General features: G+C 33.5%; 12 protein-coding genes and 1 pseudogene. 8 read left to right on the top strand and 5 right to left on the bottom strand.

The window, feature by feature from the left end; translation table 11 throughout:
- Positions 1-172: 172 nt before the first annotated feature.
- Both FTU03_RS15630 and FTU03_RS15625 read right to left on the bottom strand, forming a co-directional pair.
- A complete protein-coding gene (locus tag FTU03_RS15630) occupies positions 173-784 on the bottom strand; it encodes a recombinase family protein (protein ID WP_015060246.1) in 612 nt (203 codons plus the stop codon).
- Between the two features lie 175 nt (positions 785-959).
- Complete coding sequence (locus tag FTU03_RS15625; protein WP_004676058.1) at positions 960-1,283, bottom strand: hypothetical protein; 324 nt, start codon at positions 1,281-1,283, stop codon at positions 960-962.
- Positions 1,284-1,386: 103 nt separating this feature from the next.
- Here FTU03_RS15625 and FTU03_RS15620 point away from each other — a divergent pair, with 103 nt between their 5' ends.
- From FTU03_RS15620 to FTU03_RS15600, 5 genes are all read left to right on the top strand, one after another.
- The gene (locus FTU03_RS15620) at positions 1,387-1,809 is read left to right on the top strand and encodes a hypothetical protein (RefSeq protein WP_004676061.1); all 423 of its coding nucleotides are present in this window, start codon (positions 1,387-1,389) and stop codon (positions 1,807-1,809) included.
- On the top strand, positions 1,806-2,132 hold the full coding sequence (locus FTU03_RS15615; RefSeq protein WP_004676063.1) for a hypothetical protein: 327 nt from the start codon (positions 1,806-1,808) through the stop codon (positions 2,130-2,132). Before FTU03_RS15620 ends, FTU03_RS15615 begins: the two co-directional genes overlap by 4 nt.
- Positions 2,133-2,301: 169 nt before the next feature.
- Complete coding sequence (locus FTU03_RS15610; protein ID WP_070154357.1) at positions 2,302-2,547, top strand: type II toxin-antitoxin system RelB/DinJ family antitoxin; 246 nt, start codon at positions 2,302-2,304, stop codon at positions 2,545-2,547.
- A complete protein-coding gene (locus FTU03_RS15605; protein WP_004733298.1) occupies positions 2,537-2,830 on the top strand; it encodes a type II toxin-antitoxin system RelE/ParE family toxin in 294 nt (97 codons plus the stop codon). The genes FTU03_RS15610 and FTU03_RS15605 overlap by 11 nt, the downstream gene beginning before the upstream one ends.
- Positions 2,831-2,921: 91 nt before the next feature.
- Positions 2,922-3,224, top strand: a complete 303-nt coding sequence (locus tag FTU03_RS15600) for a hypothetical protein (RefSeq protein ID WP_136144098.1) — start codon at positions 2,922-2,924, stop codon at positions 3,222-3,224.
- Between the two features lie 157 nt (positions 3,225-3,381).
- On the opposite strand, the gene FTU03_RS15595 is transcribed toward FTU03_RS15600, so the two are convergent.
- From FTU03_RS15595 to FTU03_RS15585, 3 genes and pseudogenes are all read right to left on the bottom strand, one after another.
- Positions 3,382-3,696 (bottom strand): hypothetical protein, encoded by a 315-nt coding sequence (locus tag FTU03_RS15595; RefSeq protein WP_070155405.1) that lies wholly within the window; start codon positions 3,694-3,696, stop codon positions 3,382-3,384.
- Between the two features lie 2 nt (positions 3,697-3,698).
- Positions 3,699-4,112, bottom strand: a complete 414-nt coding sequence (locus tag FTU03_RS15590; RefSeq protein ID WP_179989130.1) for a hypothetical protein — start codon at positions 4,110-4,112, stop codon at positions 3,699-3,701.
- Between the two features lie 133 nt (positions 4,113-4,245).
- Positions 4,246-4,341 (bottom strand): annotated as a pseudogene (locus tag FTU03_RS15585) (transposase domain-containing protein); the annotation flags it as partial.
- Between the two features lie 88 nt (positions 4,342-4,429).
- On the opposite strand from FTU03_RS15585, the gene FTU03_RS15580 reads away from it, so the two are divergent.
- From FTU03_RS15580 to FTU03_RS15570, 3 genes are read left to right on the top strand one after another with little or no spacing between them, the layout of a single operon-like run.
- Positions 4,430-4,753 carry a transcriptional regulator gene (locus FTU03_RS15580; RefSeq protein WP_104505828.1) on the top strand — a complete coding sequence of 108 codons (324 nt, stop codon included), beginning with the start codon at positions 4,430-4,432 and terminating at the stop codon, positions 4,751-4,753.
- Complete coding sequence (locus FTU03_RS15575) at positions 4,734-5,048, top strand: DNA-binding transcriptional regulator (RefSeq protein WP_104505827.1); 315 nt, start codon at positions 4,734-4,736, stop codon at positions 5,046-5,048. Before FTU03_RS15580 ends, FTU03_RS15575 begins: the two co-directional genes overlap by 20 nt.
- 38 nt (positions 5,049-5,086) lie before the next feature.
- Positions 5,087-5,401 (top strand): hypothetical protein, encoded by a 315-nt coding sequence (locus FTU03_RS15570; RefSeq protein WP_104505826.1) that lies wholly within the window; start codon positions 5,087-5,089, stop codon positions 5,399-5,401.
- Positions 5,402-5,968 lie beyond the last annotated feature (567 nt).

The raw sequence follows: 5,968 nt of genomic DNA, 5'->3' as shown, positions 1-5,968 counted from the left end.
TGAGAACTGCCTTGTTTTGAAACTTGGTTGGCTTTAATTAGTTTTTAGTATTCTTTATAGAAAATGCCTCGATCAAGGGGCATTTCTAACAATCATTTAACATAAAATTTCTTATGTGAAGTAACCTGAATGCAGCGGTGCCCCATTGGGGGCGCGTTGAGATAAGCCTCTTTTAGATAACTTTAGCAACTCGATAGACAGTTGCAACTCCACAATTCACTGCTTTGGCAATTTCTTCCTTAGTCATATTGCCAACTACTAGCAATTCTTTTATTCGTTTATGTTTAGCCTCATTTGCCTTCTTGCCTGTTGGTTTGTAACCCGAACGTGCCAGGCCCTGCTTAATACGTTCTATACGTTTCTCATTGTCTAGGCGGGCCATTGTTGCCAGAAGATCAATCAACATATTGTTGATGAGTTCCAAGATTGAATGAGTAATGCTGTCACTGGTTTGAATCATTTGGTAGGTAGTAGGAAGATCTGCTACGACTAAACGAAGTCCCTTCTCCTGGATCCTGCGCTTCAGCTCTTGAAAATCTCGTTGGGTTAGGCGTGATAAGCGGTCAATACTTTCAACTAACAATGTGTCACCTTGATTTGCTTCTGACAGTAGCTTATTCAATTCAGGTCGGTCTAACTTCGTACCACTATAGTTTTCCACGTACACAATGGTTTCACCCAAATTCAAGTTTTGGTTTAGATCCTGAAGAATCTGCAAAGCCCTTTCTGCATCTTGATCTTTAGTTGAAGCTCGTAGATAAATACGTGTATTCATTTCTATCATTTAATCTTAATTCTATTAGATTAATGATAATACTATCATTTAATTATTGCATTAAGTCTAATGATAGATATTGTATGCGATTTGGCTCGCTATCATTCAGGTATACTCTTTTGATAAAAAAAGCATAACTAAAAGCCATGCCTTGGGAATTCGTATAACGTGTATTATGTTAATTTTAGAAAATCTGTTTTAGTTTGTACCTTTTCAAAATTATGTAAAAAGCAAATAAAACACTTATCCAGAACAAATAATCAAAAATAAAATATAAGAAGATAAATTGATCTATTCCTATAATAATATTTAAAGGATCTAGCGCTATACTCCCACCTGGAGATACTTCACCATCTACTAAAAACTGTAAGGGAAATCCTCCTCCAATGACTTTAACTTTTCCAAGCTTGTCTACAACTATACGATCCACTAATGTATATTTCTGATAAAACAAAGATAAATAAGTAAAAATAAAAGATAAGCAATTGAAGTATAAAAATTTTTTCATAATTTCCTCTCATATATCTACTAATTTTAACAATTTTTAATCAGAGCCTTTTGGAATAATTTGCTTTAATTTCTCTATTACTCTCTCAAAAAATTCCTTTAATATGAAAAGATTAGAATTTATTTTATTAAGTTTACTTGCAGCCTGCAGTCCAGTTACAGAAAAAATTGAATCAAATATAGTTGTTCCACGTATTCAATATACGGGGGGAGCAGATAATGCAAGTTATAGTGAGGCTAAGCTTATTAGGGAAGGTAAATGCCTATACCTAGAACATGCTGATGGCTCTAAAGTTCTGCCAATTTTTGCTACAAAAACTCTAGATTGGGATACGGAAACTAAGAGCCTAAAAGTAGATTCGGATACTTATTTTTTAGGTGATAAAGCAGCATATGGAGGCGGAGAATCCTATCCTCTAGAAAAAAATAATTATTCTTGGATAACTGAAGTAGATCATAGCTGTGATACCTCAAAAGTTATAGTTATTAATCGACTCATAAGACCAATTGAAGAACTACCAAAATGAAGAATAGCCTATTTTACTGTCTTACATTAGTTCTACTTATAGGATGCCAGCCATTTGAAAAGGATGGATATATTTTTATTAAAAATCAGACTGATTATCCAATTACAGACCTTAAAGTAACTTATATTAGTGCTCAAAAAACTTATAGCTTAGGTACTCTTTATCCTTATTCAGAATATAAATACGCCATCAATTACGAGCGGCACAATGAGGATTCAATAATCTTTTCATATTTAGATAAAAATCATAAAAAGATTAATCAAGAAGTAGCTACGTATGCAGCCAAATATGATAGGAAAAGTTATGAAATAGTTATTCAATAGAATATAAATTACAATTACTAATTGAACGAAAAAACTTCAATTTGAAATTTCAAAAACTTGATTTTCCCACTAAACAACTATCCATTTAACATAGTGGTTGTTATACGAACTATCTTTGTAATGCATATTGCATTACAATATTCTCATGCATTCAATAAATGGGAAAATGATGGCTACTGTTAATTTCAGGGTCGATGAAGCCCTTAAAGAAAAGTCTTATTCCATCCTAAAAGAACAAGGAATTGCACCTACTGAGTTCTTTACTAATATTCTTGAATATATTGCTACGACTGGAAAGCTTCCAGTACAAAAAGCTTTACTCTCAGAGGAAGATGCTGATTTATTAGCTCTTGTTCGCAAACGTGTTAATGATCCTAAAGAGATGTTCGAGGAAGTCACATTAGATGACTTATAAGCTTTTACGTCATAAGGACTTCACTGCAGAATGGGAAAAGCTTCCTAGTGCTATACGAGATCAATTCAAGAAAAAATTAGCTAAGGTAATAGAGCAACCACATATTCCAAAGAATATGCTTAAAGGTGATCTTGCAGGCTGCTATAAAATAAAATTATTAAAAGCTGGTGTCCGACTTGTTTACCAGGTCAAAGATGATCAGGTAGTTATTTTGCTAATTACCGTTGGAAAACGAGCTGATAGCATTGTTTATGATGAAGCAAAAAAGCGGATAAAAGACTAAAAATGGGAGCTGCATGCCCCCATTTTTGGCTTCGTATAACGTGTATTATGTTAATTTTAGAAATAATTAAAAGTTTAGGAATACTAGTAGAATGCAGCTTATAGAAATAGAACCTTATTTTTGGGAACTATATGAGGATAGCGAAAATATATATCTCAATGTTCTTATAAATATGAGTGCAATTTCTTGGGAGAAAACTATCTGCTTAGATGAACAAACGATTCAGCAGTATCAGACTCAAGGAAAAGGTTTTATTGATGGCTTAGCTAAAAGGATTGAAAGTAGCCAATTTAGAAAAGATTATGAAAGATTTTACTCATATACAGATGCCTCCAAAGAACAGAAAAAAGAAATGCTTCAAGCATTTAATGAATATAAGGCTAAGCAAAATTAAATCCATTTAACATAATGGCTGTTATACGAGATGAATATGTAACAGAAAAAACCTAGGCACTGGCCTAGGTGTTAAATTAAAAAAATACATAAAAATTAAGGCTATAGTCTCAATTTTTCAACTTCGTATAACGTGTATTATGTTAATTTTAGAAGATCTATACAATTCTGTACTTTTTCACAATCATAGAAAAAGCAAATAAAATACTTATCCAAAATAAATAATCAATAAAAAAATTGAGAAAAACAAATTGATCCATGCCGATGAAAATAAATAAAGGATTGATACTTATACTTCCGACTGGAGAGGTTTCACCATCTATAAGGAACTGGAGAGGAAATCCCCCAGCTATGACTTTAACTTTTTCAAGCTTATCTACAACTATGCGAGCAACTAATATATTTTTTTGATAAAGCAAAGATACGTAAGTCAAAATAATCGCTAAAAAATTAAAATATAATATTTTTTTCATAACTATTCTTTATCTTTTAAGTTAATTAAAAACAGCCAATAACATAAGCCAGGAAATAGAGCCAGAAAGCTAGCCCATGTATTGGTATACATCTTCCACCAATCTTCAGCAATCTTTCCAGTATGCCCCCATCCTAAAAGAATAAAAAATGGAGTAGCAATAATTAGAGAGGTAATACAGATGGTTAATAAATTAAGTCTGTTATAACGATTTAAAAGAATTGAGAATATGTAGCTAAAAGGCACAGTCAAAATACAATAAGCCAAGTAAATAAGACCGTGTCCTACAAGAACTACGAAAATCGAGTATAGGCTGTATTCGTGATTCACTGCGATAAACAGGACTGTTGTTAAAAAAAGTAAAGGTAAAGGAGCAAGTAAGAGTGCTTTTACTATTTGTTCATTTGAGTATTTCACTAATTTAATTCTCTTATCTACTCAATAAATAATAATACTATAACGATTTTATTGGAGGTTTTTTGATTCTATTTAACATAATGGTGGTTATACGAATTGAACGTAAGCGTCCGCTGAACCCCATGCCTATTTTTTAATTCGGTTCAGGTTTCCAGCGGTGTGGTAGCAATTCTTCAATCTGAGTCACTTTATGTGTCGGCAACCTTTTCAGCACATCACTTAAATAGGCATTTAATCCTGAGAACTAAGAATTATCATTTAAAAATACCACAAAGTAGTATAAAATAAACTACTACAAGGTAGTATGAATGCAATCAATGTATACAATATGTGAGACTCCATTATTTACTAAATACTGTCTTGTTTATTGGACTCAGGAAGAATATGAGGAATTCAAAACATTCTTAGCATTAAATCCTGAAGCAGGAGATGTAGAGCCTAATGCAGGTGGTATTCGTAAGATTAGATGGACTAGCGGTGGTAGAGGTAAAAGTGGTGGTGTCAGAGTCATCTACTTTAATCGTTTAGCAAATGGAGAGATTTGGTTATTAACCTTGTACAGTAAAAAGCAAACTGTACAGCTTAGTAAGAAGACTCTTCAAGCATTAGTGGAGAAACTAAATGACTCGTTTAATGACTGAAAAAGAACTTGAGGCTTTTGAAGCAACTAGGGATATTGAAGCTGAAATATTACAAGGCATCGACGATATGCTTACTAGTAATGCAGCGAAAAGAACCGTAATCACTGAGACAGATGTAGCGTTAGCTCGTAGAAAGGCTCAACTAACACAAGATCAGTTTGCTAAGATTCTTGGCGTATCAAGACGTACTCTTGAATCATGGGAACAAGGTGCGAGAAGACCATCAGGAGCAGCAACATCCCTTATTCGATTATTTATTGTTGATCCAAAATTTGTAAAAGAGAGTCTGGCTTAATTTAGACAGCTCTCTACTATATTTATTTAAGGTTTTTTATGAAGCACTTAGGATTTGTGGGAAAAAGTACTGAATATTTAGGGTATACCCATATTGAAATTATCAATAGCTCATTACGCTTATCTTTCAATATTCCATCAACAAAAGATCTAGAAGAAACCTTTAAAAAGATAGTCGAAAATAACTATGATTTACTCATGGAAACATCAGCAGAAATCGAGTTCGAATTAGAAAGTGAAACGCTAGCAAAGATAGAAACCATCATAAAAGAAAAAGGGATTGAACTTGATGAGTTTGTTCAAAATGCGCTGATTAAACTTATCAACCAAAATGAATTGGCTAAGACTGATTAGACCTTAAATGCAGACAATAAAAAACCCCAGCATCCTGCCGGGGTTTCTCATATTGGGTTGCTAGGTATGACTCCTGTCTTACCTCACGCTCCTGGTGCGATCTTTCTTATTCTTGTTGTTTGGAACTTCCTGTTCCTGATGAGTTCATCATAGGAAAATTCCACTGTTCCTGGTAGCCGCAAAGAGCCGAGATTGTTGTGCGCCAGGGCGTACAAAATAGCCTAAATTTTATCCACAGCCATTGGGGATAGTTTCGGATCCTGAAAGCCGATGAAATGGGCACTGATTGCCAAATTGATCGTTTTTTAATCAAATTTACTGGCAAAATATTACAGATCTGCTTAAAAACTCACCAACTTATTACAAAAGCCGATTTTTTGCTTTTTCTTAGTCATGGCTAAATTTTCAAGTGATTGATATTTATATTAATATACAAGTGTTGTTATTCCCAAGTAGAAATGTCCTACCTAATAACCAAATAGAAATGTCCTATATGGACATTTCCAAGTCAAGCACAGGATTTAGATTTCGTTGTTCAATCGCTGTTTTCTGTGCACGTCTGCTTGG

The organism is Acinetobacter sp. YH12046, assembly GCF_013419905.1.
Taxonomy (GTDB): domain Bacteria; phylum Pseudomonadota; class Gammaproteobacteria; order Pseudomonadales; family Moraxellaceae; genus Acinetobacter.
This window is presented reverse-complemented; position numbering and strand designations above follow the sequence as displayed.

Excerpts from the sequence above, each read along its gene's own strand:
- FTU03_RS15610 (WP_070154357.1), top strand. The coding sequence starts at position 2,302 with ATGGCTACTGTTAATTTCAGGGTCGATGAAGCCCTTAAAGAAAAGTCT.
- FTU03_RS15595 (WP_070155405.1), bottom strand. The coding sequence starts at position 3,696 with ATGAAAAAAATATTATATTTTAATTTTTTAGCGATTATTTTGACTTAC.
- FTU03_RS15570 (WP_104505826.1), top strand. The coding sequence starts at position 5,087 with ATGAAGCACTTAGGATTTGTGGGAAAAAGTACTGAATATTTAGGGTAT.
- FTU03_RS15575 (WP_104505827.1), top strand. The coding sequence starts at position 4,734 with ATGACTCGTTTAATGACTGAAAAAGAACTTGAGGCTTTTGAAGCAACT.
- FTU03_RS15625 (WP_004676058.1), bottom strand. The coding sequence starts at position 1,283 with ATGAAAAAATTTTTATACTTCAATTGCTTATCTTTTATTTTTACTTAT.
- FTU03_RS15580 (WP_104505828.1), top strand. The coding sequence starts at position 4,430 with ATGTATACAATATGTGAGACTCCATTATTTACTAAATACTGTCTTGTT.
- FTU03_RS15600 (WP_136144098.1), top strand. The coding sequence starts at position 2,922 with ATGCAGCTTATAGAAATAGAACCTTATTTTTGGGAACTATATGAGGAT.
- FTU03_RS15620 (WP_004676061.1), top strand. The coding sequence starts at position 1,387 with ATGAAAAGATTAGAATTTATTTTATTAAGTTTACTTGCAGCCTGCAGT.
- FTU03_RS15630 (WP_015060246.1), bottom strand. The coding sequence starts at position 784 with ATGATAGAAATGAATACACGTATTTATCTACGAGCTTCAACTAAAGAT.
- FTU03_RS15615 (WP_004676063.1), top strand. The coding sequence starts at position 1,806 with ATGAAGAATAGCCTATTTTACTGTCTTACATTAGTTCTACTTATAGGA.
- FTU03_RS15605 (WP_004733298.1), top strand. The coding sequence starts at position 2,537 with ATGACTTATAAGCTTTTACGTCATAAGGACTTCACTGCAGAATGGGAA.